Raw genomic sequence first — 254 nt, forward strand, 5'->3', positions numbered from 1 at the left:
CTGTGTAAGTCATATTCTAATTGAATCTTGATACCTGCAGTTTGTGCACAACCACCTGACCCAGGATATACATGTGCTAAATGTTTCGGTACTTGGAAAATCGTCGCATCTAAAATACGGATTCGTTGAAAATACGTGAGTGCTGCACTTGAAATGGCTGATGTTTTACAAAGTTTACTTTTCCATAATGCAGAAAAAATATATTTCAAAAATTCAACCGCTTTTTTATCAAAGCGTTTATTGAGTCCTTCTGG

The 254-nt window shown here is 35.8% G+C and carries 1 pseudogene; it reads right to left on the bottom strand.

What is annotated here, in order from left to right:
- Positions 1 to 254, bottom strand: a pseudogene (locus tag M3Z76_RS19705) (IS4 family transposase); the annotation flags it as partial.

The organism is Metasolibacillus sp., from assembly GCF_025291715.1.
Classification (GTDB): domain Bacteria; phylum Bacillota; class Bacilli; order Bacillales_A; family Planococcaceae; genus Metasolibacillus; species Metasolibacillus louembei.